This is a genomic window from Dietzia massiliensis, assembly GCF_018390595.1.
GTDB classification, from domain to species: Bacteria; Actinomycetota; Actinomycetes; order Mycobacteriales; family Mycobacteriaceae; genus Dietzia; species Dietzia massiliensis.
This window is the reverse complement of the sequence record NZ_JAHBAV010000237.1, coordinates 1-414: the sequence shown is the minus strand read 5'-3', so window position 1 is coordinate 414 and position 414 is coordinate 1. Positions and strand designations below refer to the sequence as shown.

Genomic DNA, 414 nt, shown 5'->3' with positions numbered 1-414 from the left:
GTGCATACCAATGGTAAAATGCAACTGATCAGTGAAAACGAATCCGTTTATATCCCTCTTGGGGTCGAACATTCTCTCGAAAACCCGGGAAAAATCCCGCTGGATTTGATTGAAATTCAGTCGGGTGCCTATTTGGGAGAAGACGATATCGTGCGAATCGGCGACTCCGCTCAGCATAATTAATCATTTTGGTGCGGTGGATATTTGAGCCGCATCACTGTATTTACGTTTGGTAAGGATCTCAACATGTCTCAATCATTGACTTGTTTCAAAGCATACGACATTCGCGGGCAGCTGGGTGAAGAGCTGAACAACGATATTGCCTATCGTGTCGGCCGTGCATATGGGGAGTTTTTGCAACCTAAAAGCGTTGTCGTCGGGGGAGACATCCGTTTGACCAGCGAGGAACTGAAA

The 414-nt window shown here is 46.6% G+C and carries 2 pseudogenes; both read left to right on the top strand.

Annotated elements, in window-relative coordinates:
• Positions 1-183 (top strand): annotated as a pseudogene (locus tag KHA85_RS20415) (hypothetical protein); the annotation flags it as partial.
• 21 nt (positions 184-204) lie between these two features.
• A pseudogene (locus KHA85_RS20410) lies at positions 205-414 on the top strand (hypothetical protein); the annotation flags it as partial.